The 24,265-nt window shown below is 61.8% G+C and carries 21 protein-coding genes; 7 read left to right on the top strand and 14 right to left on the bottom strand.

Annotation, left to right across the window (positions count from 1 at the left end; all coding sequences use genetic code 11):
• Nucleotides 1–17 precede the first annotated feature (17 nt).
• A complete protein-coding gene (locus H8K20_RS10245; RefSeq protein WP_186488352.1) occupies nucleotides 18–2,039 on the top strand; it encodes a response regulator in 2,022 nt (673 codons plus the stop codon).
• 94 nt (nucleotides 2,040–2,133) lie between these two features.
• Here the strand turns inward: H8K20_RS10245 and H8K20_RS10240 are convergent, their stop codons facing one another.
• The 3 genes from H8K20_RS10240 to H8K20_RS10230 all read right to left on the bottom strand — a co-directional run bounded on the left by H8K20_RS10240 (nucleotide 2,134) and on the right by H8K20_RS10230 (nucleotide 4,517).
• Nucleotides 2,134–3,117: a nucleoside hydrolase gene (locus tag H8K20_RS10240; RefSeq protein ID WP_186488351.1), complete on the bottom strand. Its 984-nt coding sequence runs from the start codon at nucleotides 3,115–3,117 to the stop codon at nucleotides 2,134–2,136.
• A gap of 216 nt (nucleotides 3,118–3,333) precedes the next feature.
• Nucleotides 3,334–3,918: a GNAT family N-acetyltransferase gene (locus H8K20_RS10235; RefSeq protein WP_186488350.1), complete on the bottom strand. Its 585-nt coding sequence runs from the start codon at nucleotides 3,916–3,918 to the stop codon at nucleotides 3,334–3,336.
• A gap of 212 nt (nucleotides 3,919–4,130) precedes the next feature.
• Nucleotides 4,131–4,517, bottom strand: a complete 387-nt coding sequence (locus H8K20_RS10230) for a C-GCAxxG-C-C family (seleno)protein (protein WP_105205113.1) — start codon at nucleotides 4,515–4,517, stop codon at nucleotides 4,131–4,133.
• A 285-nt stretch (nucleotides 4,518–4,802) separates the two neighbouring features.
• Here H8K20_RS10230 and H8K20_RS10225 point away from each other — a divergent pair, with 285 nt between their 5' ends.
• Nucleotides 4,803–6,542 carry a proline--tRNA ligase gene (locus H8K20_RS10225; RefSeq protein WP_186488349.1) on the top strand — a complete coding sequence of 580 codons (1,740 nt, stop codon included), beginning with the start codon at nucleotides 4,803–4,805 and terminating at the stop codon, nucleotides 6,540–6,542.
• Between the two features lie 116 nt (nucleotides 6,543–6,658).
• Nucleotides 6,659–7,402 (top strand): BtpA/SgcQ family protein, encoded by a 744-nt coding sequence (locus H8K20_RS10220; RefSeq protein WP_341480837.1) that lies wholly within the window; start codon nucleotides 6,659–6,661, stop codon nucleotides 7,400–7,402.
• Nucleotides 7,403–7,586: 184 nt separating this feature from the next.
• Here H8K20_RS10220 and H8K20_RS10215 read toward each other — a convergent pair whose 3' ends face one another.
• From H8K20_RS10215 to H8K20_RS10195, 5 genes are all read right to left on the bottom strand, one after another.
• Nucleotides 7,587–8,570 carry an ornithine cyclodeaminase family protein gene (locus H8K20_RS10215; protein ID WP_186488348.1) on the bottom strand — a complete coding sequence of 328 codons (984 nt, stop codon included), beginning with the start codon at nucleotides 8,568–8,570 and terminating at the stop codon, nucleotides 7,587–7,589.
• 77 nt (nucleotides 8,571–8,647) lie between these two features.
• A complete protein-coding gene (locus H8K20_RS10210) occupies nucleotides 8,648–9,619 on the bottom strand; it encodes a nucleoside hydrolase (protein ID WP_105205110.1) in 972 nt (323 codons plus the stop codon).
• Nucleotides 9,620–9,805: 186 nt separating this feature from the next.
• Complete coding sequence (locus tag H8K20_RS10205; protein WP_186488347.1) at nucleotides 9,806–10,300, bottom strand: nitroreductase family protein; 495 nt, start codon at nucleotides 10,298–10,300, stop codon at nucleotides 9,806–9,808.
• A gap of 77 nt (nucleotides 10,301–10,377) precedes the next feature.
• Entirely contained in the window at nucleotides 10,378–11,082 is a 705-nt protein-coding gene (locus H8K20_RS10200) for a M24 family metallopeptidase (protein ID WP_105205108.1), read from the bottom strand.
• A complete protein-coding gene (locus H8K20_RS10195) occupies nucleotides 11,082–11,804 on the bottom strand; it encodes a M24 family metallopeptidase (protein ID WP_105205107.1) in 723 nt (240 codons plus the stop codon). The genes H8K20_RS10200 and H8K20_RS10195 overlap by 1 nt, the downstream gene beginning before the upstream one ends.
• A gap of 158 nt (nucleotides 11,805–11,962) precedes the next feature.
• Between H8K20_RS10195 and H8K20_RS10190 the strand changes: the two genes are divergently transcribed.
• Nucleotides 11,963–12,754, top strand: a complete 792-nt coding sequence (locus tag H8K20_RS10190; RefSeq protein ID WP_186488346.1) for a BtpA family protein — start codon at nucleotides 11,963–11,965, stop codon at nucleotides 12,752–12,754.
• A 257-nt stretch (nucleotides 12,755–13,011) separates the two neighbouring features.
• On the opposite strand, the gene recQ is transcribed toward H8K20_RS10190, so the two are convergent.
• The 3 genes from recQ to H8K20_RS10175 form a co-directional block, all read right to left on the bottom strand.
• Nucleotides 13,012–14,856 (bottom strand): DNA helicase RecQ, encoded by a 1,845-nt coding sequence (recQ, locus tag H8K20_RS10185; RefSeq protein WP_341480836.1) that lies wholly within the window; start codon nucleotides 14,854–14,856, stop codon nucleotides 13,012–13,014.
• 160 nt (nucleotides 14,857–15,016) lie between these two features.
• Nucleotides 15,017–15,232: a DUF896 domain-containing protein gene (locus H8K20_RS10180; RefSeq protein ID WP_105205105.1), complete on the bottom strand. Its 216-nt coding sequence runs from the start codon at nucleotides 15,230–15,232 to the stop codon at nucleotides 15,017–15,019.
• A 136-nt stretch (nucleotides 15,233–15,368) separates the two neighbouring features.
• Nucleotides 15,369–16,589, bottom strand: a complete 1,221-nt coding sequence (locus H8K20_RS10175; protein ID WP_164998213.1) for an MFS transporter — start codon at nucleotides 16,587–16,589, stop codon at nucleotides 15,369–15,371.
• 247 nt (nucleotides 16,590–16,836) lie between these two features.
• Between H8K20_RS10175 and H8K20_RS10170 the strand changes: the two genes are divergently transcribed.
• On the top strand, nucleotides 16,837–17,604 hold the full coding sequence (locus H8K20_RS10170) for a M48 family metallopeptidase (protein WP_186488345.1): 768 nt from the start codon (nucleotides 16,837–16,839) through the stop codon (nucleotides 17,602–17,604).
• Nucleotides 17,605–17,767: 163 nt separating this feature from the next.
• Here the strand turns inward: H8K20_RS10170 and H8K20_RS10165 are convergent, their stop codons facing one another.
• Nucleotides 17,768–18,808 (bottom strand): CPBP family intramembrane glutamic endopeptidase, encoded by a 1,041-nt coding sequence (locus tag H8K20_RS10165; protein ID WP_105205102.1) that lies wholly within the window; start codon nucleotides 18,806–18,808, stop codon nucleotides 17,768–17,770.
• 354 nt (nucleotides 18,809–19,162) lie between these two features.
• Here H8K20_RS10165 and H8K20_RS10160 point away from each other — a divergent pair, with 354 nt between their 5' ends.
• Together H8K20_RS10160 and tnpA are read left to right on the top strand one after the other, a co-directional pair.
• Nucleotides 19,163–20,566, top strand: coding sequence for an MATE family efflux transporter (locus H8K20_RS10160; protein ID WP_186488344.1), 1,404 nt, complete (start codon nucleotides 19,163–19,165; stop codon nucleotides 20,564–20,566).
• A gap of 274 nt (nucleotides 20,567–20,840) precedes the next feature.
• Nucleotides 20,841–21,248, top strand: coding sequence for an IS200/IS605 family transposase (gene tnpA, locus H8K20_RS10155; protein WP_186488536.1), 408 nt, complete (start codon nucleotides 20,841–20,843; stop codon nucleotides 21,246–21,248).
• Nucleotides 21,249–21,374: 126 nt separating this feature from the next.
• Here tnpA and H8K20_RS10150 read toward each other — a convergent pair whose 3' ends face one another.
• Nucleotides 21,375–22,493: an enolase C-terminal domain-like protein gene (locus tag H8K20_RS10150; protein WP_475600692.1), complete on the bottom strand. Its 1,119-nt coding sequence runs from the start codon at nucleotides 22,491–22,493 to the stop codon at nucleotides 21,375–21,377.
• A gap of 329 nt (nucleotides 22,494–22,822) precedes the next feature.
• Complete coding sequence (locus tag H8K20_RS10145; RefSeq protein WP_186488343.1) at nucleotides 22,823–24,226, bottom strand: alanine/glycine:cation symporter family protein; 1,404 nt, start codon at nucleotides 24,224–24,226, stop codon at nucleotides 22,823–22,825.
• Nucleotides 24,227–24,265: the final 39 nt, after the last annotated feature.

Below are 24,265 nucleotides of genomic sequence, written 5' to 3'. Positions count from 1 at the left end.
GTGCAGGGGGAAAGCCGATGGGGCAGAGCAATGTGAGCAGGGGACTAGAATACGAGTACGAGCTGCTGATGACCTCGCTGCATGTGAGCGTGAGCAAGCACCTGATGGACGAGTACTTTACCGTGATATGGGCCAACGACTACTTTTACGAGAGCACGCTGTACACCAGGGCGGAGTACGAGGCCATTTACCAGAACCGCTGCAGCGACTACTTTAAACAGGACCTGCAGGAGTACACCAAGTTTGCCGCCGCCATAGACCGGGCCGTAACGGCCGGGGAGAGCGGCTACCAATGCGTGTGCCGCATGCCGCAAAAAGGCGGGCGCCACATTTGGATCAAGATCGTGGGCACCTTTTCGGAGGAGCGGGTGGGCGGCGTGCCGGTCATCTACTCGACCTTTACCGACGTGACCGACACGGTCCACCAGCAGCAGATGCAGAAAAAGCTGGAGGAGCAGACCCGCCAGCTGGCCCAGGCGCTGCAGCAGGCCGAGGAGGCCGGGCGGGCCAAATCGGACTTTTTTTCGCGGATGTCACACGATATCCGCACCCCGCTCAACGCCATACTCGGCATGCGGGACATTGCTATGGCCCACCTGGACGACTGCGACAAGGTGCGCGACTGCCTAAAAAAGATCGGGCTGTCGGGGCAGCACCTGCTGGGGCTTATAAACGACGTGCTGGACATGTCGAAGATCGAGAGCGGCAAGATGGCCCTGCGGGCGGATGCGGTGTCGCTGCCGGACGTGCTGGAAAATGTGGTGGCCATTATGCAGCCGCAGTTTAAAGAGCGGGGCCAGCACTTTTCCATTCGGCTGCACGATGTGGTGCACGAGCAGTACTGCACCGACGCGCTGCGGCTGCGGCAGGTGCTTTTGAATATTTTGTCGAACGCCTGCAAGTTCACCCCCCGAGCGGGACATATATCGGTAGAGGTGCAGGAGGGAGCCGGGCCGCAGGCCGGGACAGCGGCGCTGACCTTTACCATTACCGACAGCGGAGCGGGCATGCAGCCGGAGTTTGCGGCGCAGATATTTGACGCCTTTACCCGCGAGCGGGACAGCCGCACCGACACGGTAGAGGGGACTGGACTGGGCATGGCCATCACCAAAAAGATCGTAGACCTGCTGGGCGGCACCATAGAGGTGCAGAGCGCGCCGGGGCAGGGCAGCACCTTTGCGGTGACGCTGCCGCTGGCCATAGAGGACACGCCCCCGTTTGCGGGCCATCTGCCCGACCTGCGGGTGCTGGTGGTGGACGACGACACCGCCATGTGCGCCTACACCGCCGAGATGCTTGAGCAGCTGGGGGTGTACGCCCAATGGGTGGACAGCGGCACCGACGCCGAGGAACAGATACGCGCCGCCACCGCCAGCGGCCGGGCCTACGATGCGGTGCTGCTGGACTGGCGCATGCCCGGCCAGGATGGGTTGCAGACCACCCGCCACATTCGCCGGCTGTGCGGCCGGCAGCTGCCGGTGCTCATCATCTCGGCGTATGACTGGTCGGACATTGAGGAGCAGGCGCGCGCGGCCGGAGTGACCGGATTTATGCAAAAGCCGGTATTCGTGTCCACCCTGTGCCGGGCGCTGCAGCGGTACGTGTTGGGTGGCACCGACGCGCTGCCCGACCGCCGGCAGGCGCTGCGGGATATCCGCTTTGACGGGCGCCGCTTTTTGCTGGTGGAGGACAACGCCCTGAACCGGGAGGTGGCCACCGAGCTGCTGGAGGACACCGGGGCGGCGATCGATACCGCCGTGGACGGCGCCCAGGGGCTGGCAGCTTTTGCCGGGGCCCCGGCGGGCACCTATGACATGGTGCTGATGGACATTCAGATGCCGGTGATGAACGGCTACAGCGCCGCCCGGGCCATACGGGACCTGGCGCGGCCAGACGCCGCCGTGATACCCATACTGGCCATGACCGCCGACGCTTTTGCCGAGGATATCGCCGCGGCCAGAGAGGCCGGGATGAACGGGCACCTGGCCAAGCCGCTGGACGCCGAGACGCTGCGGCGGGAGATACATAAATACCTGTGATCGACGATCGGCGGTCGACAAAAACAGGGGCAGCCCCCGCCACTGGCCGGGAGCTGCCCCTTATTTTATATGCCGGCGCCGCGCGGGGAGCCTGTCACCGTGCCAACTTGGTGAACAGGTCGCCGATGATGCGGTCGCGGTTTACGCTGTAGACGTAGAGGATGGGGTGATTGCAGCGGCTGATGCTGTAGTAGCCGTCGTACGACGGGATGGGGGCGGGCTCGAACCGGGTCTCGGTGCAGTCCATATCCATGAGCCACGCCACCGGCGCCACATCCCAGATGGTGCGGCTCCAGAACGGGCCCTGCCGGTTGAAGGCCGCCTCTTGATGGGTGATATCGCACAGGTAGTCGCACAGGGGATTTTTGCCCTTGAGCCAGTAATCGACCTCCGGCCCGGTGGTGGTGAGGGCCGAGACCACCCCTTTACAGGGAAACTGCACCACCGGTACCCCGCACCCGAACAGGACGCGGGCGGCAGAGACATCCTGCAGCATGTTGAACTCTTTGGTGTTAAACCACTCCAGCGCGTGGCCGCCCAGCCACAGCACCACGATCTTGCGGGCGATAGCCGGCTGCATGAGCAGCGCCGAGGCCACGTTGGTGATGGCGCCGATGGCGATGACATACAGCGGATCGCCGTCGGGGCGGGCCATAGCTCTTGCGACCAGGTCGCGGGTGGCGGGGGACTCGACCGGGGTGTAGGCATCGGCCAGGAACTGATCGGAGCCGCGAAACACCTTGCCGGCCATCTGCCCCTCTTTGCCCAGCAGTTTTAAGATGGTGGCGGTCTCCTGATAGCTGCGCTCCATGCCGATGGCGGCTGTGGCCGCCTTTTTGTTCTGGAACGGGGCGGCGTAGATGGCCTGCAGGTCGATGACCTCTGGCGAGCGCAGGATATAGGCGATCGCGTACTGGTCGTCGATCTCGTTATAGGCATCGGTATCCAGCACGGCGGCGACTTTGCCGGTGGGCTTTTTGAGCCGGTCGACAATGAACGCGGGCTCGATATCGTGAGCCGGGGCCGGGTGGTCGTAGTGGATGTCTAGAAATTCGTCGAGCAAGCTGTTATAGCGCATAGATAAACCTCCCTGATCTTGGCGGCGGGCGGGGCGCCGCCATCTTTTGGGGCGGGCGGCCAAAAGGCAGACCGCCAGAGCAGCCCGCCGGTACCGCCGCACATTGCCTATACCGGCATTTTACCATATAATTTTTATCTCCGCCATTTTATTTTGGCCATTTCGGCACAAAAAAGAACAAAAGGGCGGGGCCGAAAAACGGCCCCGCCCAGGCGGCTACCCGGCAGCTGTATCGGCCGGGCGGCGCATATAGATCTTGTGAGAAAAACCCATCTGCCGGGGGTGGCGGGCCGCCACCTGGCCGCAGACGGTAAAACCCAGCTGCCGGTAGCAGGCCTGGGCGCCGGTGTTTACGTCGGTGACGTCGAGCAGGTAGTCGGCGTAGCCGCCCCGGCGCAGGATATACTGCAGCAGCGCGGTGGCGACCCCCTGACGGCGGGCGCTGTCTGCGACCGCCACGAACTCGATATACCCGGTGGTGGGCGGGTAGGAGAGCGCGCCGGCAAACTCTTCCCTTAAGACGACGGCGGCCAGTACGCCCCTCAAAAAGCCCAGATGGCGGCGATAGGATGCCGGGACGATGGCCATAGCCCGGCCCTGACAGCTGGCGACCGCCGCCACACCGACGATCTGCCCGCCGCGCTCGGCGACGAAAAAGCGGTCGCTCTGCACCCCGGGCGCCAGCGCTTTGGCCACCCGGCCGGGATCGCGGCAGATAGCGGCAAAGTCGGCGGCAAAAGCCCGGGCGATGATCTGGGCAATGGCTGCCTGGTCCTGTGGGCGGGCGGGGCGGATCTGCATAGCGGTACCTCCGTCAGGCGGGCGGCAGCACTTTGCTGCCGCGGCACGATCTGTTACAGCCGCTGCGTACAGTGGGCGACACCGGCTCGCGCCGGGCCGCAATAGCGATCACCGCGCGCACAGAGCCGCTTTGGCACCGCAGACGGCAGCTGGCCAAACCGCACCAGGGCCGCATGAAGGCTGTACCGGGACTGTATCAAGTCTGTATCGGGCTACTTTTTGTATTTTTCCATCAGGCGGGCGGTGAGAGCCACCACCTCGTCGCAGCGCCGGCCCTGACTCTTGTAGCGGGGGGCGATATCGGCGCACATCTCGCTGCCAAAGGCCTGTTTAAAGTCGGCCACCACGCCGGCGGCAGCCTGCGAGAACGCCTCGCTGCGCTGCTGGGGGTCGCGGATATAATAGGCGGCCAGTGCGGCGATGGCCCCGGTGAGAGCCCCGCAGACATTGCCGCAGCCAAACCCGCCGCCGTATCCGCGCATGACGCACATGGTCTGGTCGCAGGGGGACACGCCCCACTCGTCGCACCCACCGTGGAAGGTGGACATGGAGCAGTTGTGGTCCTGGCCAAAATAATCTACACACCGTTTTTCGAGCATGAAAACACTCCTCTTTTCTACTGGTCACCGGGCCGCGCGCGGCCCCGTTTTTACCAGTATAGCATAAAAAGCCCGTCCGCGTACGGCCGAGCGGTGCGCCGCCGCCGGTGCAGGGGCGAAAAAACCGCACCAAAATGCGGTCTGCGTTGACAAGCACCCCAAAAAAAGCTAAACTAAAAAGGCACCGACGGCACCCCGGTGGGGCGGCTGTGGGTCTGCTGTGTTACCCGGCGCCGGGGGCGGGATACGCCCGGCGGCGCTTTTACAGGATAAGGAGAATAGGTTATGAAGCTGAGCGCACTTATCGGCGAGAGATTTAAGGAGTGGCCCTCCGAGGCGCAGCTGGCCAGCCACGGCCTGCTGATCCGGGGCGGCTATATGCGGCAGGTGGCCGGCGGTATCTACACGCTGCTGCCCCCGGCCAAGCGGGTGGCGGCCAAGATCGAGAACATCATCCGCCAGGAGATGGACCGCATCGACGGCCAGGAGATCCTCATGCCGGTGGTGCTGCCCCGGGAGCTGTGGGACGAGTCGGGCCGCTACGAGAGCGTGGGGCGGGAGCTCTTGCGCTTTCGCGACCGCACCGGCCACGACATGCTGCTGGCCATGACCCACGAGGAGGCGGCGGTGCACCTGGCCCGCACCGAGGCCAAGAGCTACCTAAAATACCCCTTTATGATCTACCAGATTCAGACCAAGTACCGCGACGAGGCGCGCTCGCGCGGGGGGCTCATTCGGGTGCGGGAATTCACCATGAAAGACGCCTACTCGTTCCACACCTCGTGGGAGGATCTGGAGAAGTACTACTACCGCTGCCACGAGGCCTATGAGCGCATCTACAAGCGGGCCGGGCTGGGACATGTGGTGTCGGTCAAGTCGGACTCGGGCATGATGGGGGGCGCCATCGCCCACGAATTCATGTTTTTGTGCGACGACGGCGAGGACACCATCGCCATCTGCCCCGCCTGCGGTTACCGGGCCAACATGGAGGTGGCCACCGGTATTTTAGACCTGGTGGGCGACATGGGCCCCGAGGGGCTGGATGTCGAGGAGGTAGCCACCCCCGGCTGCAAGGAGATCGACAGCCTGTGCAAGTTTATCGGCATCCCCGAGAAGATGCTGATGAAGGCGGTGGTGTTTACCAAAGAGACCACCGGCACCCCGGTCATTGTGTTCGTGCGCGGCGACCTGGAGGTAAACGAGGCCAAGGTGCGCCGGCTGATCGGCAGCGATGTGAGCGCCCGGGTGGACGAGGACGGCAGCGACGGCATCTGCTACGGTTACATCGGCCCGGTGGGGCTGGACATGGACAAATTCGAGGTGTACTTTGACGAGTCGCTGCGGGGCATGTACAATGTGGTGTGCGGCGCCAACAAGGTGGACACCCACTACAAAAATGTAGACCTGCGCCAGCTGCCGGCAGAGAAGTTTGCCGACGTGAGCAAGGTGACCGAACAGATGGTGTGCCCCCAGTGCGGCAAGGCCCACATCACCCTGAAAAACGGCATCGAGGTGGGCAACATCTTCCAGCTGGGCGACAAGTACTCCAAGACCATGGGCATGACCTACGCCGACAAAGACGGCAGCTTAAAGACCCCCATCATGGGCTGCTACGGCATTGGCGTGGGGCGGCTGCTGGCCAGCGTGATCGAGGACAGCCACGACGACTACGGCCCCATCTGGCCCATCTCCATCGCCCCTTGGCAGGTACATATAAACGCTATCAAGCGCGCCGACGACCAGGTGCGCCAGCTGGCCGACGGCCTGTACGAGCAGCTGAGCGACAAGGGCTTTGAAGTGCTGTACGACGACCGCGACCTGTCGGCCGGGGTGCAGTTTGCCGACGCCGACTTGCTGGGCACCCCCATCAAGGTGATCGTGAGCCCCCGCAACCTAAAAGACGGCGTGGTGGAGATAAAGACCCGCGACAAGAGCATTGCCGAGAAAGTGCCGGTGGAGAACGCCGCCAGCCGAGTGGCCGAGATCGCCGCCGCGCTGCAAAAGCGCATCGACGACACCCTGTGACCCTGTAAAATGCAAAACATCACCGGCGGCACTGCCGGTGTGCGTATCAGCTCCGAGCACTGGTTCGGGGCTGATATTTTAACATCTATTCGCGACCGGAGAGAGGACGGATCTGTGTGAAGAACAAAAACTTTTTAGACCTGTTTGCCCACGACAAGCCCATTATGGCCATGCTGCATTTAAAGGGCGAGACTGCCGACGAGCGCTTTGAGCGGGCGGTGCGAGAGCTGGACCTGCTGCTGGCGGGCGGGGCGGACGCGGTGATCGTGGAGGACTACTTCGGCACCGCCGACGACGTGGAGCGGGTGCTGCGCTATATTGTAGCGCAGCGGCCGGATATCGTGTACGGGGTGAACATTTTGCACGACTACCGCCGCGCCTTTAGCCTGGCGGCGCAGTACGGGGTAAAATTCATCCAGATCGACTCGATGGCCGGGCACCTAAAGCCGGAGGACGACGGGGCCTACGGCGAGGAGATAAACCATCTGCGCCGGCAGAGCGACGCCTTCCTTATCGGCGGGGTGCGCTTTAAGTATCAGCCCTACCTGTCGGGCCGCAGCCTGGAGGAGGACATGGATATCGCGCTGGGGCGGTGTGACGCCATCGTGGTGACCGGCACCGGCACCGGCATCGCCACCGATATCGAGAAGATCCGCGCGTTTCGCCAGCTCATCGGCGACCGGGCGCCGCTGGTGATCGGCGCCGGGCTGACCCCCGAGAGCTGTGGGGAGCAGTTCGCCCACGCCGACGCGGCCATTGTGGGCAGCTACTTTAAAGATACCTACAAAGATACCGGCGATGTGGACCCCGCGCACGTAAAGACGTTTATGGACGCAGTGCGGGCGGTGCGCAGCAGGTAATCTTTTTGCCCACCCGCAGGTAAAAAGGGGCGGCCCGCACATGGCGGGCCGCCCCTTTTTATGTGGACAGATCGGCGGGCACAGTGGCCGGGGGCCGCGGGTGGGGCCGCTCCGCTCGCTGTGACAAAAGAGGACCGCACTTAAAGTGCGGTCCTCTTTTTAGTTTGGTGGAGCGCGCGGAAAGTCACCAGGTAAAGAGCGCGCCCCTGTTTTGCTGCTGGGCCCGCTCGTACACCAGCTGGGCGGCGGCCAGGTCTTCGACGGCGATACCCACCGACTCGAACAAAGTGATCTCGTCCCGGCTGCGGCGGCCGGGCAGTTGGCCGGCCAGCACAGCGCCGATCTCGCCGGCCAGGCTGTCGGGAGTGAAGGCTCCTTCCCTGATGGGCAGCACCAGGTCGCCGGTGTCGCGCAGTGCGGCCTCGGCCCAGTCGACGAACACGCTGGACCGCTGGATGGTGGCGGTATCCACCTCCCGCACCTGGGGGGCGCAGGCGCCCACGGCGTTTATGTGGGCGCCCGGCTTAAGCCATTCGCCCCGCACCACCGGCTCGCTGGCCTGGGTGACGGTGCAGATGATATCGGCGTCGACCACCGCCTGCTGGGCCGTTTGGCAGCGCACCGTCTCGAGGCCAAACTCTTTTTGCGCCCAGTCGCAGCAGCCGGCGGTGGCCGCCTCGGCAATATCCCACACATAGAGCTTTTTGATTGCGCGCACCGCACAGATGGCCTGCACGTGCAGCCGGCCGATGCGCCCGGCCCCCAGGATGGCCAGCGTTTGGGCGTCTTCACGGGCCAGCGCCCGGGTGGCGGCAGCACTGGTGGCGGCGGTGCGCACCCCGGTGACCCCTTCGCCGTCGACGATGGCCAGCAGACGGCCGGTCTGGGTGTCGAAAATGGGGATGATGCCCTGACTGCTGCCGGCCATTTTGGCCTGCTGGCCGGGGAACACGATCACTTTGCAGCCGGCCCGCTGCTGGGCGGTGAGACTGGAGCCCATGATGGCGAACATGTTGCCCGCCGGTTGGGGGATCATATCCCGCTGGAGGTTGACCGTTTGCCCGGCCCAGACCTCGCGCAGCGTGCGGTCCATGACGTCGATACACTGCTGCATGTCCAGCAGCTCTGCCACGTCGCTCTCTCTGAGTATACGGGTCACCTTTTCCATCGCTCGTTTGCCCCTCTCTGTTTTTAGGCCAAAACAGCCGGGGGCGGCAGGCCCCCAGCTGTAGCGTGATACGCGGTCTAGGCGCGTTTTTTGCTGTTTTGGATGCAGGATCTGAGCCAGCCGAGGAAGATATCCATATCGACTTCTTCGGCCACGTTGCAGTTGGGCGTAAATTTGCCAAAACGGTCGTCTTTGGCGACAAAGGTGTGGCCAAAGGTGTAGGTGCCGGCACACTCGGTATCGACGAAGTAGCGGCTCGTCTTTACCACTCCGGGCACACAGGCGGCGGCCACCGCCAGCGCGTCGTGCATGAGCGTGTCCTCGCCGCCGTACTCGTCGCGGCGCATGCGCATAAAGTCGAGGATATCGGCGACCACGGTGGCGTCTTTGGTGCCGATGGCCCGGATCTCGTCGCAGGCGGCGTCGGGTACGGCCGCCTTCTCGGTGACGTCGAGGCCGACCATGGTCATATCGATGCCGCTCTGCATGACCAGGTGCGCGGCCTCGGGGTCGCAGAGGATGTTGAACTCGGCCACGGCGGTGGTGTTGCCGCCGTAGGCTGCGCCGCCCATGAACCAGATGTGGGCGATGAGGTCTTTTAAGTCGGGGTGGCACAGCAGGGCCAGCGCCACGTTGGTCATGGGACCGACGGCGATGAGCTCGAGCTTGCCGCCGCAGGCCAGCGCCTCCTCGTAGATGGTCTCGACGGCGTTTTTCTCGTAGAAGTCGCCGCCACACTGGGGCAGCGTGACGTTGCCCATACCGGTCTGGCCGTGGGTGGAGATGGTCCCTTCGTCCTCGTTTCCGACCAGGCGGATATCGTTTAGGTCGCGGCAGATGGGTTTGGGCGAGCCCTGGGCCACCTTTACGTCGAAGCCCAGCATGCGGCAGAGGTTGAGGGTGTTGGGGGCAGTGTAGCACAGGTCTACATTGCCGGAAACGCAGGTGATGGCCCGCACGTCCAGTGCGTCGCAGTTGAGTGCCGCAACCAGAGCGATCGCGTCGTCGGTTCCGGTGTCGCAGTCGATGATGACAGGTCTCTTCTCCATAAACAGTTCCTCCAAAAATCGGTGTGGTGGCTAATGGGCGGGGCCGCCGGGCAGTTGCGCCTGGCGGCCCGTCTTTACACTGTGTAGTGTACCGGTTTTGAGCGCCGCTGTCAATCGCTTCGCGGCAGCATAAAACCGCATGGATATGCGGTTTATCTTGCTAACAGGGCAGTGTGGCAGCCAGCGCTACCACTGCTCCCAGTGGGTGTGGCCGGCAGGGTCGCGGTCGGGCTGCGGTTTTTCTTCGGCCGGGTAGCCCAGCACGATGAGAGAAAAGGCCTCGACCTGATCGGGCAGGCCGAACAGCTGTTTAAAGCCGGCCATCTCCTGCTCCAGAGGATAGATGGCGCACCAGCAGCTGCCCAGACCCAGCTCGGCGGCTTTGAGCAGCAGATTTTCGGTGGCGGCGGCGCAGTCTACCGGCCAAAAGCGCTCGTTTTTGTGGCGGTCGCCGCAGACGATGACCGCCGCCGGAACCTGGCTGATAAAGGCGCAGGAGTGCTGCACGGTGGGGATCGCATCGAGCTTTTGGCGGTCGGTGACCACCAGGAAATCCCACGGCTGCTGGTTTCTGGCCGAGGGGGCCAGGCAGGCGGCGGCGATGAGCTGCTCGATGGTGTGTTTGGCGACCGACTGGGCGGTATACTTGCGGATGCTGCGCCGAGTATCGATAACAGACATAGATGGGGCCTCTCTTTCTGGCGGCGGGGCCGCCGGCTATGTAGCTGGGGGTCATGAGGGGGTATGGGCGCGGCGATCTAGAGCTCGCAGAGCTTGCCGTCATCGCCGAAGTAGTAGATATTTTCGCGCTTGACGCCGAAACCGGTACCGGGGCAGCTGATGTGGGGCTCGAAAGTGAAGCCCACATACTCACTGAGCTTGTGCGCGTTGCCTTTTTCGATATACACCCGGTCCTGCTGCAGGATCTCGACCGAGTGGCCGAGATTGTTGGCGTAGTCGAGGTTTTCAAAGCCCAGGGCAATAATCAGGGCGTTGGCGTTGGCAAACAGCTCCTCGAAGGTGGTGTCGGGGGTGACCGTCTCCATGAGGTAGTGGTGGAGCTTGAGCTCGGCCTCGATGCCGCGCTGGTGGTCGGGTTGTTTGAGGTCGGCATAATTTTGCACCGGCAGGCCATCTTCGACGAAGATGGTGCGGGCAAAATCGCCCCAGCAGGTGTTGAGGGTGGGGGCTAAATCGAGGGTGATGACATCGTTTTCTTTGACGGCGGTATCGCTGACCCGGTACTCGCGGCCGCCCTGACTGACCAGCGAGCGCTCGCCCACGTGGATGAGCGCGCCGATACCGTGGTACCAAAACGAGGTGGAGCCGTTCTCGATGAGGTAGATCTCGGCCAGCTTTTTGATCTCGCGCTCGGTCATGCCGGGGCGGATCTCCTGCTTGAGGCGGTCAATGGCCTGACGGGCCATGTTCTGTGCCGCCGTGTACTCCTGAAAATTTTTCATCAAAGCACCTCCAGTGTGTCGTCTGTAAAATAGTAGATGTTCTCCCGCTTAAAGCCGCGGGTGGGCGCATTCGCACGGGCAATGTGGGGCTCGAAAGTAAAGGCGGCGCAGTCGCACAGGCGCTGGTGGCAGTCGGGCAGCAAAAAGCGGCGCTTTTTCTCGTCGCGCTCTACCGAGTGCCCCAGGTTGCCGGCAAAGTCGAGATTTTGAAAGCCGTCGTCTTTGATCTGACGGCTGAGCACCGAAAACAGCTGGCTGAAGGTCATTTGCGGCCGCGCGGTGTGCAGCAGCACCTGGTGCAGGTGCAGTTCCTCGGCGATACCGGCGGCCAGCTCGCCGCGCAGGCGGCTATAGTCGGTGACCACCTGGCCCCCCTGCAAAAATACGGTGCGGGCAAAGTCGCCCCACTGCCAGTGTACAGCCGGGGCCAGATCCATCACCACGCAGTCGTCGGCGCCCACCGGAGTGTCGGTGACGGCGTACTGCCGGGTGGAGGCCGACTGCAGTGTGCGCGGCCCCACATGGACGGTGGCGCCGATACCATAGCGCCAAAAGGAGTGGGCCCCCTCGTCGATGAGGTACATCTCCACCCGTTTTTTGATCTCGCGCTCGGTCATACCGGGGACGATCTCGGCCCGCACCCGGGCAAAGGCGCGGCGGGCGATCGCCTGCGCCTGTTTACAGTGGGCGAGCACCACCTCGCTACCAGTTTGCGCACTCATTATACCACCTCACTTCTCGTTTCATCATATTACACTTCGCACAAATAATCAATAAATCCGCAAAAAGAATTGCAACCATTCCATAAAAATGCTACACTGGAAACGGTTTTATGACTGCAAAAAAATACAGCACAGCCAGATAGAAGGAGAGAGCATCTATGCGCACATTCAGCGATTTGTTCGGCGGCAAAAAAGCCATTATCGGCATGGTCCACCTGCAGCCCCTGCCCGGTTCGCCCCGCTACGGCGGCGAACTGGACGCGGTGTACAGGGCGGCGGTAGAGGACCTGGAAAACCTGCAGAGAGCCGGCGTGAGCGCGGCCATCATCGAGAATTTTGGCGACGTGCCGTACGGCACCGACAACGACTTTATCACCTTGGCATCGATGACCTCTATTGCGGCCCGGCTGCGTGAAAAGACCGATATGCCCCTGGGGATCAACGTGCAGTTCAACTGCGCCAAAGAGGAGTGGGCCATGGCTTATGCCACCGGCGGCGACTTTATTCGGGTCGAGGCCTTTGTAGAGACCCGGGTGGGCACCCACGGTATCACCTATCCGGCCGCGCCGGTGCTGATGCGCGAGAAGGGCCGCTACCCCGCCGATACGCTGCTGTTTTGCGATATCAACACCAAGCACACCGAGCCGCTGGTGCCTTCGGCCATAAAAGACAACATCCACGCCGCCATTGAGGAAGGCGCCGACGCCCTGATCGTGACCGGGGTGGTGACCGGCCAAAACCCCACCCTGGAGCAGGTGGAGGAATTTAAACAGAACAGCGGCAGCGTGCCGGTACTGCTCGGCAGCGGTATCAACGCCGACAACGCGGGCGACTTTTTGGCCATTGCCGACGGCGCGATCGTGGGCTCGAGCTTTAAGTACGACGGCGACGTGTTCAAACAGATCGACCCGGCCCGGGTAAAAGCCTTTATGGAGCGCGTACAGCTGTAGCGCTGCCGGGCAAGAGCTGGTGAGATAAAAAGAGAGTACTGTGTTGTGCTCTCTTTTTTTGCGGGTGGGGAAGCGCCGCTTTGATCATCCGCTGCCTAGAGGGGCGTGCGGCGGGCTGTTTTTGGCCTGACACCGCTTGCCGCGACAGCCAGCGCGGGACGGAGACAAGCGGACGCCTTTGGCCCATACAGGCGGGGGCCATACACACCGGCAGATGCCCCTAAAATACGAGAGCGGCGCCAAAGCGCCGCTCTTTTTTATTGTTGCCCGTCTGTGTAAGTGGTGATCTCCTCTAAAAACGCCTGGCCATACCGGCGGACCTTGGCCTCGCCCACACCGGAGACCGCCAGCATCTCCTGCTCGGTGTGGGGCTTGGCTGCTGCCAGACCGCGCAGGGTGGCGTCGGTGAACACCACGTAGGCCGGCACGCTCTGCTGGCGGGCCAGTTTTTGCCGCAGCGCGCGCAGCCGCTCGAACAGCTGCGTGTCGTAATCGCCGCTGTCGGCGGCGCGGCGGGTGGCCTCACGGGTCTTTTGCCGGGTCTTTACCAATACCTGCTGACCGTCCTCCAGTACCGGCCGGGCCCCCAGGCCAAACCGCAGCAGCGGGTATTGGCCCGGGGTGACCTGCAGCACCCCCTGACTGACCAGCTGGCCAATGCGCTCTTTGATGGTGGCCAAGCTATATGCTGCGAGCGCGCCGAAATGGGGGTTATCCTCGAGTGAAAACTGCTGTACGCGGCTGCTCTGGCTGCCGTGGAGGATGTCGGATACCACCCCGGCCCCAAAGCGCCCGCCCACGCTCTGTACACACAGCAGTACCTGGCGGGCCAGATCGGTGATATCCTCGGTGCGGTAGTCGCCCAGGCAGACCGAGCAGCCGCCACAGCTGGGCGGCGCCTGCTGGCCAAAATAGGCCAGGATCGTCTGCCGCAGGCAGTTGGTGCCGGTGCAGTAGCGCTCCATCTGGCGCAACTTCTGGTAGGCGCGCAGCCGCAGTTCCTGCGCCAGCTGCGGGTCTTTCTCGGCCAGTTCGCTCTCCTCTTGGCTGTTTTCGATGAGGAACTGATTGGTGCGCAGGTCTTGCGGGCTGTAGAGCAGGATACACTGGGCGGGGGTGCCGTCGCGGCCGGCACGGCCGGCCTCCTGGTAGTAGCTCTCCATATCTTTGGGCATGTTGTAGTGCAGCACATAGCCCACGTTGGACTTGTCGATACCCATGCCGAAGGCGTTGGTGGCCACCATGACCCGGCATTTATCGAAGAGAAAGTCCTCCTGGTTCTGGCGGCGCTCCTGCGGCTCGAGCCCGGCGTGGTAACGGGTGGCGGGGACCCCGGCGGCCACCAGCGCGGCGCACACCTGCTCGACATTTTTGCGGGTAGAACAGTAGATGATACCGCACTTATCGGCATTTTTGGCCGCGTAGTGCTGCACCCAGCCCAACCGGTCGCGGGGCTGCTCGACCCCAAAATAGAGGTTTTCGCGGTCAAAGCCGGTGATGATGGTATAGGGGTCTTGCAGGTCGAGTATCTCCAGGATATCGCGGCGCACCGTATCGGTGGCGGTGGCGGTAAAGGCGGCCACCGGCGGCCGGTGGGGCAGCCGCTGCAAAAACTGGGGGATCTGCAGGTAGCTGGGGCGGAAATCGTGGCCCCACTGGGATACGCAGTGGGCCTCGTCGACGGCCAGCAGCGATATGTTCGCCGCGCTGGCAAAGTCCAAAAAATCGGGGGTGAGCAGTCGCTCCGGCGCCACGTAGATGATCTTATACACCCCGTCGCGGGCATTTTGCAGCGCCCGCAGATACTGGGGCCAGCTCAGGGAGCTGTTTAGGTAGGCGGCCCGCACCCCCATCTGCACCAGCGCCCCCACCTGGTCTTTCATCAGCGAGATGAGCGGGCTGACCACCAGCGCGATACCCGGCCGCACCAGCGCCGGCAGCTGATAACAGATAGATTTGCCTGCCCCGGTGGGCATGATGGCCAGCACGTCGCGGCCGGCCAGGGCTGCGGCCACCGTCTCCTGTTGCCCCTGGCGAAAATCTGTGTAGCCGTAGTAGCGGCCAAGCAGCTGTTTGGCCTGCTGCATATCTGCCTGTTCCAATGGTCTGCTCCTCTTTTTTAGGCCCGTGCGGCGGGCCGTCTCTCTGCTGTATGCGGGTATATAGGTGGATTTTTATTACTTATCGTATTATTTTTGGCAATATATACAGTTCTGCCAAAAAAGAGGACTGCCAACACAGCAGTCCCCAAGCGGTGCTACGCTAGTTTTTGGACGGCTTTTTGGGCACGATCTTGTGCCTGCTGCCGTCGGGCTCTACGATCTCGATGGCGTCGAGCTGACGCTTTAAGTCGCCGCGGAACTCGGCCACATATTCCTGCCGCAGGCGCTGCTGCTCCTGCTTTTCATCTTCGCTGAGGCCCTCGGCTTTGGCCTTTTTGGCCAGTTCGTTGATGCGCTTTATCTTCTCTGAGGTCATGTCTGGTCTTCCTCTCTGTTGGCGGTACAGGTCTATTTTACCTGAAAACGACACCGGGCGCAACTGCCGGCAAAAGCGCCGGCGCTGCCTGTATCTGACGCGCCGGCGCTTTTTTGTGTGGGGATACCGCCACTTTTTAGGCGGCGACCTCTTGTTTTTTAGCGGTGTTATGCGGCGTTTTGATGCTGGCGGCCATGAGCACCAGGCCCAGCACGGCCATGACGGTGTAGACGGTGTACATGGCTTTGAGCGACCAGAACTGCATAAAGGCGCTGGCCAGCATATTGCCGACGATGCCGCAGACAGCCACCTGCACGGCGCTGGAGATGGTGATGGCCGACGAGCGCAGCTGCGCGGGGGCGATCTGCGAGGTGTACTCGATAAGAGAGGGATTATACAGGCCGAAAGCCAACGCCTCGAGCAGCTGCATATACACCACCACGTGCAGATCGTTTACCACTGCCATGGAGAGCACCCGGCAGACTACCAGCACACAGGCCACCGACAAAAGTTTTTCTACCCGAAAACGCCGGGCCAGGTAGGGGTAGACGAGCATGACCGGAAAGATACCGATGGTGAGCATGGTGATGGACAGGCCCTGCTCGGCCGCGCCGCCGCCGAAGTTGCGGATCATCATGGGCAGATAGGTGACCACCGCCCGGTTGCCGATGTTTAACAGCAGCAGCCCGCCGAGCATGAGCATATACTTTTTGTTGCGGCAGAGCACGCCAAAGGCCTGGGGCAAGCTGTAGCCCTGCACCCCCGATTCGCTGGAGGTCTTGTTTTTGCAGGGGACGCTGTCGAAGCACAGGGCGATGATGAGCGCGACGGCCATAAAGCCGGCATGGAACCAGAAGATGGAGGCGGCGCCGAAACCGGCGATGGCTCTGCCCATGATAAGGCCGGTAATGGCGCTGGTGAACGAGCCCATACCGCGGGCCACGCTGTAGACGATCTTGTCGTTTTGCTCGCGGGCCATGTAGGTCCAGGAATCCATGAGCACCATGAGCGACTGGTCAAAAAAGGCCAGGATCAGCACCGACGCGGTGACGAGCGCATAGGAGCGCGCCGCCACCGGCAGCACGAAACCAAAAGGGATGGCCGCCGCCAGCAGGCAGAGCACCAGCTTTTTGATGGGGATCTTGGAGTCGGACAAAAAGCCCAGGATGGGCTGGGTGATGAGGCTCATGAGGGCCATGAGCGAGTAGATGATGCCGGTCTGGGCGTCTTTATATCCGCTGGAGGTCAAAAACACCATCATAAAGGAGAACGCCGAGGTGTACCCCATGTAGTAAAAGCCGTAAGCGCCGGTGATGACGAGCATCTGGCGCTTTTTTCTCGCCTCTGTCTGCTGCATATACTTCTCCATTTCTGCCAAGAAGGCCCCCGCACGAGCTGGTACTGTGCACATATTTTAAGCACTTGTGCCCTGAATTTGGTGTTTATTTATCATACCGCGGCAACAAAAAGCTGTCAACTGGACAAAAAAAGCACGATTTTGTCGCCCCGGCGGCTTGTCTGGGCGCAAAAAGTCTAGTACAATAAAGGAAATGTACACTTTTTGAAACGCACAGGGTCACCTGTGCACCTGGTTAGGAAGAGTTATGCAGTATACTGCCGAGACACCGCAGGGCAGCATCACCTATGAGCTGACCCGCAAATCTGTTAAAAATCTGAATCTGCGCATCCAGCCGGACGGCACTGTGACCGTATCGGCGCCGCACCACCTGCCCCAGCAGGAGATAGACGCCTTTGTGTGCAAAAAGGCCCGCTGGATACTGCGGGCACGGCAGCGGGCACTGGACACGGTGCAGGTGGCGCCGCCGGACTTTAGCTGCCAGATCGGCGATGAGGTGCAGCTGCTCGGGCGCACCATCACCATTGAGCTGGGGGCGGGACAACCGCCGGCCTCGGCCAGCCAGTTTGGCCCCGGGGTGCTGCAGGGGGACCACCTGATCCTGTACCCGGCGCGCTCGGATACCAAGGGGCGCATGCTGGCTTTTCGCCGCTTTTTGGACGTGTATGCGCAGCAGCTGTTTGACACCCTGAACGACGAGATCGCGCCGCTGTTTTCCCCGCTGGGCGTGCCCAAGGTGCCGGTGACCGGCTGGTGGATGCGGGCGCGGTGGGGCAGCTGCCACACCGGGTCGCAGAAGATCATCCTCAATAAATTTTTGGTGCACCCACCGCTGCAGTGCGCCCGCTATGTGCTGGTGCACGAGTACGCCCACCTGGTGTACCCCAACCACTCGGCCCCGTTCCACGCGCTGGTGCAGTACATGATGCCCAGCGCCAAGGAGCAAAAGGCGCTGCTGGCGCGCTACAGCCCCCAGTACGAAAAGACCATCGGCATCAGCGCCAAGGAGCCCTGAGCGCGCGGCAGAGCCGAAAGGCCACAGACAGGGACTGCCGAGCCGGTGGCGGGATGACAGACAGCACAAAAAGCGCCCGGCACAGATACCAGAGTATCTGTGCCGGGCGCTTTGTTTTGACAGGCGCGGCCGGGAGCGCGGCGCCTGTCTACTGCCGGTCTACTTACATATAGACAAAAAAGATGAGCAGCAGGTAGACGGCGATGGTGACCCAAAAGCTCCAGGAGGAGCAGAGGCTCTGCCAGCGCAGGCTTGGGTGGATGGCCGGGTCGGGTGCGGGGACCTTTTTGTAAAATTTTGAGAGCAGCACGATGAGCACGCCGGCGATCATGATGGCGCCCATGATGATGTACATGACCCGGTCGCTGACCAGGCCCGCAGTTTGAAACAGGGCAAAACCGTTATTGAGCATGTGGATGAGGATGGTGGGGAGCACCGTGCCGCTGCGGTCGGCCACATAGCCCATGACCAGCGCCATAAAGAAGGTGGGGATGGCCTGATAGAGGTTGCCGTGCATGAGGCTAAAGAGCAGGGCGGTGACGATGATGGAGAACCAGTGCCCGTACCGGCGCAGGCTGGTCTGCACCGCGCCGCGGAACACCAGCTCCTCGGTGATGGGGGCGACGATGACCACGTAGAGCACGGTGATGACGTCGGCGGCCAGGCCGACGCCCAGCGAGAAATCGGGCGTGGTGGGGTTGAGCCCCAGCGAGCGCAGCCCCTGACCCAGCAGGTCGACCAGGAACGAAAACACACCGTTGACGCCCAGGCAGGCGATAAAGCCAAAGAGCACGTGGCTGAACCTGAGCCTGGAAAAATCGAACACCTGGCGCGACTTTAGGCCGGCAAACCGCTTGATAAAGAAATAGGCGGTGAGGTTGCCGACCAGGGCAGCCACCATGGAAAGAGCCATGGTGAGCCCCTGATAGTTTTGGTACAGCCAGCTGTAGAGCTGGGTGTGCGAAAACAGCAGCAGGCCCATGGAAAACAGCAGCGAGATGGTGAACATGATGGCTGTTTGCAGGATGAGACCCAGGCCCACGGTGTTATAGAGCTTGCGGGCATTTTTTTGCAGGTAGGGCAAGGTGGGACGGCCGTCGGGCCCGATGGGGGAGGGAGCCGGCGGCTGGTAGGGGGTGTAGCCCTGGTAGGGCTGGTAGGCCGGACCGGGCTGGCCCGGCTGACCGTTTGGCCATTGGTACATAAGCGTTGATCCCTTTCTGTAGGTCGCGGCGCGCGGGGGCGCCGCCGTCTTGTTTTATTTTACCATGAGTTTGGCAGAGTACAAGCACTTTGAAAATCTATTGACAAAAATGTAATACACTGTTAAAGTATTTTTCATACAGTCGGCTGCTGGACAACTGGCGACCGATGTGGCTGCAGGCGGGTCTAGCGCCTGTATCTAGGGCTTTTTGCTGATCGAAGCACCCCTTTTCATAGGGGTGCTTTTTTTGTACCCCAATGGGCCAAAAAGGCCTGCCCGGCGGCGCGCCGGTGACCGGTGGCGCATTTTGGGCGCGCTTTAAATGTTAATAAACTGTAAAAAGGGGGCAAAAACATGCCAAAACTTGAAAAAGGGCACCCGCAGGCGGACATGACCACCGGGCGCCCCGCCAAGCGGATCTTTTTCTTTGCGCTGCCGATGCTGCTGGGCAACATTTTTCAGCAGCTGTACAACATGGTGGACTCGATCGTGGTGGGCAACTTTGTGGGACCGGAGGCGCTAGGCGCAGTGGGGGGCACCTTCCCCATCGCGTTTGTGGCCATTGCGGTGGCCAACGGGCTGGGCATGGGCTGCTCGGTGGTGACCAGCCAGTACCTGGGGGCCGGTGACCGCGGTGCGGTGCGGGTATCGGTGACCACCGCGCTGTTTTTTAACCTGGCGGTGGCGGTGGTGCTGTCGGCGGCGGGCATGCTCTTTGCGCGGCCGGTGCTGCAACTGATGAACACCCCGGCGGCGACCATTGGTATGGCCACCGACTACCTGTTCATCTATTTTGCCGGGCTGGCGCCGATGTTTTTATACAACGCCGTCAGCGGCGCGTTCCGCGCGCTGGGGGATTCGAAAACACCGCTTTACTACCTGATACTGGCCTCGTTTTTAAACGTCGTGCTGGACCTGCTGTTGGTCATTGGATCTGGGATGGGGGTGGCCGGGGTGGCCGTCGCCACGGTGCTCTCACAGGTGGTGTGCGCACTGCTGGCCCTTGGGCACATATTGCGGCGGCTGCGGCAGTATTCTGTGCCGGGGCAGCGCCGGGCGCCGGATATGGCCATGCTGAAAACCATTGTGCGGCTGGCGGTGCCGGCGACGGCACAGGAGCTTTCGGTGTCGATCAGCTCGATCTTATTTCAGAGTGTGATCAACAAATTGGGGCCCATGCTGGTATCGGGCTACACGGCGGCCAACAAGATCCAGTCGATCGCCTTTGTGGTCAATATGAACCTGGGGCTGGCGGTATCGACCTTTGTGGCGCAGAACATGGGCGCCGGCAAGGTGGAGCGGGTGAAAAAGGGTTTTCGCTGCGGCTGCGTGATGGCGCTGGCGGCAACGCTCTGCACCTTTGCGCTGCTGCAGCTGTTGGGGCCCCACCTGATCGGCCTTTTTGTAGACGCCGGCAGCGCCCCCCAGGTGATCGCCGGCGGCACCTACCACCTGACCCACGTGGCCTTTGTGCTGTTTATCGAGGCGATTATGCTGGTGGCTGAGGGGCTTTTAAAAGGCGCCGGCGACATGCGGCTGTTGCTGATGTGCACCACCGCGGGCATGGCGCTGCAGACGGCGGCGGTGTTTGTGCTGGTGGGCCGCATAGGCTTTGCGGCGGTGTGGGTGTCGATGGGCATCGGCTGCCTGGTGGAGATGACTATTTCGCTGTGGCGCTACTTTCAGGGCGGATGGAAAAACAAGGCCATTACCCGGGCGGCGGCCGAAAGCCGGCGGGAGACGAGCCCGACAAAGTGAGCGCCGGCCCCCCAGGCGGGCAGAAGGGGCCGGGTAAGCGCGGGGATGGGGCGCTTTTTTGCTGTTTTAAATATGTGCGGGGGCGGGGCGGAAAGAGTCGGCGGCTGTCGGCGCCGACTCAATAACCGCCCGCTATGCGGGTGGGATTCAGGCATAAGTAAAGAAACATCCTATCTGATAGAGTGGTGCGTGTTCAGGCCACCAAACAAAAACAAAAAGGATGTTTCTCTGTGGCGAATAGTTTAGCACACACAAATGGGTATGCAAGTATCACATCGTCTTTACCCCGAAGTATAGGAGAAAAATAATATACAGCGAGCTACGGAAGGATATACAGGGAATCATAAAAGCTTTGTGTAAATGGAAAGGGATAGAGATCATAGAGGGGCGCATGATGCCCGACCACATCCACTTACTGGTGAGCATCCCGCCCAAATACAGAGTATCGCAAATCACGGGGTATCGCAAAGGGAAAAGCGCCATGATGATATTGGAGCGGCACGCGAACTTGAAATACAAGTTTGGAAAGAGGAGTTTCTGGACGACGGGGTATTGTGTAAGCACGGTAGGAATCAATACAGCGCCCGCAGTAAAATACATACGAGAACAAGAAAAGCAAGCCCAAGTAGAAGATAGCTTAAGGCGGGAGGAGTACGGAGACCCTTTTAAGGGTAGCAAGTAATCAAACCACCGTGGCCTGAGCAAAAGTGAAGGCCAGCGCTATTTAGGCGCTGACCTGTATTACGGCCTTATAGGCCGCGTATCAAGCCACCCCTCTTAGGGGTGATCTTGACTTTGACACGCTTTTTTATTTTGCCGTTGAGACTTCGGAGCGGGCGATACCGTCGCCGGTGAGCTCCTGCCCGACGCCCGGCCGGTCAGGCACCGAGAAGCAGCCGTTTTGGGGCTGGCAGCCGTACTTACAGCCGTCGATGTTGTCCCTGTATCGGGGCGGGTTGATGGTGCTCGTGGATGACGAAGTTGAGGATGACCGCCTCGCGCTGCAGCGCCGCCGCAGTGGAGATGGGACTGCCGCACACGTGGACCTGTACCCCGACATCGCAGACCTGGGCGTAGTCGCAGATCTGTTTGCCCTCGGTGGGGCCGCCGGTATTGCACAGGTCCGGCTGGATGATGCTGAGGGTGCGGTCTTTAAAAACGGCCGGCAGCCCCAGCGGGAGTAGACCCGCTCGCCGGTGGCCAGCGGTATCTGTACGCTCTTTTCAGTGGTGCGGTACAGTTTGGGGTTGAGTGGTCGGGAGGGATCTTCATCATAAAAGCAGCGGTACTGCTCCAGCTCGCGGCCCAGCTGTATGGCGGTGTCGGTATCGGTGAGAGCGTGCAGCTGGATGATGATAGCGGGGTCGGAGCCACCGGCCGCGCGGGTGGCGGCCACCCGCAGCTGCTGGATTTTGAGCAGGCCGTAGCTGCTCCCGGCCATCCAGTTGCCCTGCAGGTCAAGACCGACCGGATCGGCCTTTACGCAGGTACAGCCCTCGGCCATCGCCTTGCGGGTGGCCTTGGCACAGTCCTGGGAATCGACCATGGCGGTGCCCACCGGGCCCCAGCCAAACTGTATTTGGCTGGCATAGCTGGGCAGCTTGCTGTTGGTCTTGCCGCCCAGCAGCTGGTAGGCCGGCACGCCCAGCGCCTTGCCGCGGATATCCCACAGGGCAATGTCGATGGCGCTGATGGCGGCGAACACGATGGCCCCACCGCCCAGGCCCCAAAACGTCTGGCGGTGGAGCGTGTTCCACACCGCTTCGCTGTTCATGGGGCCCATGCCGAGGATGAACTTGGCAAAATCCCGCAGCAGGCCGCCGGCCCCGTCGCCGCCGGTGTAGGCGACGCCCGCCTCGCCAAAGCCGCAGATGCCGCTGCCGGTGTTGACCTGGACGATGAGCGGCTGCCGATGTGCACCGGGGATGCTGGCCTTGGCGGTGGTGTTTGGGGCGATGGGTGTGCCGGTAAACTTTATACCGACACCCTATTTTGCCCTCTTTCAGCCCGGGAGCGGCCACTGGAAAAGCAGCTACCGGCCACCACCGGACACGCCTACAAAAACGACCACAGACGCTTATTTACAGGCGTTTTAGCGGGGCGTGTAAAGGCGCAGGCAGCGGCGCCGCCTGTTGAGGGCGTATTGTAAAGAGACATACAGAGTTTTTAAAAAACTTTGGCACATAAAAAGAGCCCGGACAGACGCGGTCGGTCGTCCGGGCTCTTTTTTTGTGTGCAGGCACGGCATGGGCGGGGCTAGCGCTTCCAGACCTCGGTATCGGTGATGCCGACATCTTCGGCGATAAAGACCGGGGCTTTGCCCTGCTTTTTTTGGGCGGTGTAGTCTTTTAACACCTTGAGGGCACGGCCGCCCAGCAGGAAGATGGCGACGATGTTGACGGTGGCCATGAGGCCCATGAGCACATCGGCCAGGTTCCAGACCAGGTCGACATCGGCCTGGGCGCCGAGGAACACCGCCAGCACCGCAATACAGCGGAACACGTTGGTGAGCGCCTTGCTGTCGCGGATAAAGCGGAGATTGGACTCGGCGTAAAAGTAGTTGCCGATGATGGAGCTGAAAGCAAAGGCAAAGATGGAGAAGGTGATAAAGTGGATGCCCCAGACCCCCACCTGGCTGTTGACGGCGGCCTGCACAAAGGGCAGGGCCTTGAGCTGCTCGGAACCCTGCACGCCGGAGAGCAGCAGGATAAAGGCGGTGGTGGTGCAGATGATGATGGTGTCGATAAAGACCGACAGCATTTGCACCAGGCCCTGCTTGACGGGGTGGGAGACATCGGCCGCGGCGGCGGCGTTGGGGGCGCTGCCCATGCCGGCCTCGTTGGAGAACAGGCCGCGCTTGATACCGGTGACCACCACCGAGCCGGCAAAGCCGCCGAAGATGGCCTTTACATCGAAGGCCTGAGAGAAGATGGTGGAGAACATCTGCGGCAGCTGGCCGGCGTTTTTGACGGTGAGGAACACGCCCAGCAGGATGTAGATGATGGCCATGATGGGCACCACGATAGAGCTGATAAAGCCGATGCGGTGGGCGCCGCCGAAGATGACGAAGGCGGTGAGCGCCGCCAGCACCAGCCCGACGATGACGGGGATGGCGGTACTGGCAAAGCCGGGCCCGACGTAGTAGGCAAAGGATGAGGTGATGGTATAGGACTGCAGGCCGTTAAAGCCGAAGGCAAAGCAGAGGATGAGCAGCACGGCGAACACGACGCCCAGCCAGCGCTGGCCCAGAGCCTGCTGGATGTAGTAGGCGGGGCCGCCGCGGTACTGGCCGTCTTTATCTCTGGTTTTATAGACCTGGGCGAGCGTGCTCTCGATAAAGGCGGAGGCGCTGCCGATGATGGCCATGATCCACATCCAGAACACCGAGCCGGCACCGCCCACGGCGATGGCGGTGGCCACGCCGGCGATGTTGCCGGTGCCCACCCGGGAGGCGGTGGAGATCATGAGCGCCTGAAAGGAGGACATGCCGCCTTTTTTATTTTTCTCGGTGACGGCGCGAATGGCCTCGGGCAGCATGCGGATCTGCACAAATCTGCTGCGCAGCGTGAACCACAGGCCGGCGGCCATGAGCAGGGCGATGAGCACGAAGCTGTACAAAAAGTCGTTGGCCTGACCCAGCAGGCCGTTTATAAAGTCCATAAAATGGGTACCTCCTTACAAAACAGGGCGGGGCGGGCG

Source organism: Neobittarella massiliensis (ex Bilen et al. 2018) (assembly GCF_014269355.1).
GTDB lineage: Bacteria > Bacillota > Clostridia > Oscillospirales > Ruminococcaceae > Neobittarella > Neobittarella massiliensis.
The sequence above is the reverse complement of the archived record's forward strand: the minus strand, read 5'-3'. Positions and strand labels throughout refer to the sequence as shown.